The following is a 2139-nucleotide window of genomic DNA, read 5'->3' as shown; positions in this document are numbered from 1 at the left end:
GATCTCGTGGGCCGACCGGTAGGCCTCAACAATCGGGATCAGGGTCGTGGTCTCGGCCTTGTTGCCGGGAAAACAGCCAATCTGGAGGGGAAAGCCCCAGCGGTCCACGAGGAGCCCGACCACGATCTGGGGATCAACCCGGCGTTCCTTCGAATAGCCGACCTTGCGCAGACTGTCCTCGTTCTCAGCCTCGAAGTACAGGGTGGTCACGTCATAGAGCACCAGAGTCACCTCCCCGCCACCGGCCGAGTACCGGTGGCAGGCATCGGTGATCACGGCACGGTAGTCGCGGTCCTGGGCACGAGCCAGGTGCCGGTAGATCGTGATGTGATGCGGCGGGTCCTGACCCAAACCGGTCAGGACCCGCCCGACAGCCAGTTTCGAGGTGGGTTCGACGATCCGGGCCACAACGACCTGCTCGAACACCTGATCGGCAACCGCGTCGAATCCCAGGCGGCGATAGGCCCTGTCCAGCACAGACCACAACAGGTCCGAGGCCGTCGAGACGACCTGCGCAGGCCTGGCAAGCGCTGAACTCTCATGGCGTCCAGAGTCCTCACCGGTCAACCTGTCCTGGACCACGGGCTCGGTGAACGACTCCTCGACCGCAACCGGGATCTCCACGCCCAGGTCCAAGGGCTCCTGGCCGCTCAACTGCTCGATCCTGGCCCGGGCAGTGGTCCTGAGTACCGCCAGTTCCTCGTCACTGTGAGCCGAGCCCACATGCTCCACGATGATGCGCCTGCCCCGTCGCTTCTCAGCGATCTGGACCGCCACCGCACCCGAACCCGTGCGGACCGTCCGGACATAGGTCATGACCCCCACAATACGGGTCCCCAGGACCGTCTTAGTGCCCCAAAACAGCCACGATCGAACACGAAACCCGTAGCCAGACCAACACACCCGACCGAACCCCGAAAAACTGCATCAAGTCAGGTCCGACCTGATCGGCGCGTTCGCCGTCCTGCTCGGCATGGCGTTGAGCACCAGCTCGACGATCCACCAGTGGCGCGCGCACCAGATGACCCCGCGCGACACCTTCATCATCGGGGTGCTGCTGCCGGCCCTCACCCTCACCACCGGGTGGATCCTCACGGCGGTCCTCAGACGTCGTTCGGCCCGTCCGGCTCTGGTGGTCCACACCGGCCTGTGCCTGGCGGGCGTGGTCGTCGCAGCCCTGTTCTGGCAGGTCACCCCGGGTCAGTTGGCGCCCTCTCTCGCGCACTCTGCGGTGCTTGCGGCGGCCGCCGCGTGGACCTGTCTGGCCTGGCCGTTCGCCGTCCTCGACATTCTGGCCACCGTCGCGATCGGCGGCACCGTGCTCGACGGAACCGATGAACTGGGATCTCTCAGCTGGGTGAACTCCGCCTACTACGGGACGATCGGCATCGTCACCACGATGGCCTGGATGACCGTGGTGACGAGCGTCCGGATGGCTCAGCGGGCCGACCGGGAGTCGCGTCGCACCGAACAGGAACTCATCGAGTCCGAGGAGGCTCTCGCGGAGTCGAGCCGGTGGGACGCCCTCATCCATGACAAGGTCCTCAACGCCCTGGGCTCGGCCGCCAGGGCGGCCCACCCGAGTGTCGCCGAGCCGGTGCGCCAGCTCGCCTGCGACGCCCTGGCGGCGTTGGCGGGCACCGGGCCACGCAGCCATCTGGACCAGTTCGACCAGCAGATCCGACAGATGGCCCGCGCGATCGGCCTGGACGCCGAGGTCCAGATCGAGGGGTCGCCCCTGGGGCGGGTCGCTGAGAGCTTCCGCAGGGCTGCCGGGGAGGCCCTCACCAACGTGGCCAGGCACTCCGGCGTCCTTCAGGTGAGTGTGGTGGGCCGGTTCGACGACGGACAGGGCGAGTTGACGGTGCGCGACCGGGGCTGCGGATTCGACCCTGATCAGGTTCCCGACGACCGGCACGGCCTGCGGGGGTCGGTCCGGGAGACGATGGCAGGCTGCGGCGGTCTCGCCGAGATCCTCAGTTCCCCCGGCAACGGCACAACGGTCACCATGAGCTGGCACGCCCCCACCGGTGAGCAGGTCCGGGTCGGTCAACTGGCTCTTCAGGATCCAGGGTGTAGTTGTGGCTTGACTGTGTGTGGATCGGTTGTCACTTCGCTGTGAGGACGGGGTGCGTGGGG

Annotated in this window: 2 protein-coding genes; one reads left to right on the top strand and one right to left on the bottom strand. The window is 67.0% G+C overall.

Going from position 1 to position 2139, the window contains the following annotated elements; all coding sequences use genetic code 11:
* On the bottom strand, positions 1-816 hold an 816-nt coding region (locus H590_RS0113630), incomplete at its 3' end, for an IS1634 family transposase (protein ID WP_028703942.1).
* 157 nt (positions 817-973) lie between these two features.
* On the opposite strand from H590_RS0113630, the gene H590_RS0113620 reads away from it, so the two are divergent.
* Positions 974-2122 (top strand): sensor histidine kinase, encoded by a 1149-nt coding sequence (locus tag H590_RS0113620; RefSeq protein ID WP_126412708.1) that lies wholly within the window; start codon positions 974-976, stop codon positions 2120-2122.
* Positions 2123-2139 lie beyond the last annotated feature (17 nt).

Source organism: Acidipropionibacterium jensenii DSM 20535, assembly GCF_000425285.1.
Lineage (GTDB): Bacteria > Actinomycetota > Actinomycetes > Propionibacteriales > Propionibacteriaceae > Acidipropionibacterium > Acidipropionibacterium jensenii.
Note: the sequence above shows the minus strand (reverse complement) of the source record. Positions and strands in the feature narration are given on the sequence as shown.